Below are 221 nucleotides of genomic sequence, written 5' to 3' on the forward strand. Positions count from 1 at the left end.
AGTATCAACGCTTGCCCCCATGGCTCCGCCAGCAACACCTCCTGCAATAGCTCCTGCGATATATGCACCTTCATTGTACTTGTGACTGGTTACCTCAATTTCATACTCTCCGGGTTTGACATATAACCATCGTTTAGACTTTCCAGAAAGTTTTTCGCCATTAATTGACTTAAGTAACACTGTATAAATTGTTCCAGCCCTTTGTCCTTCACTGTATGTAT

General features: G+C 42.5%; 1 protein-coding gene. It reads right to left on the minus strand.

Annotated elements, in window-relative coordinates:
* Positions 1 to 180, minus strand: a 180-nt coding sequence (locus A3735_RS11210) for a hypothetical protein (protein ID WP_156499624.1), incomplete at its 3' end; no start/stop codon positions are given.
* Positions 181 to 221: the final 41 nt, after the last annotated feature.

The sequence above is a fragment of the Oleiphilus sp. HI0061 genome (genome assembly GCF_001635675.1).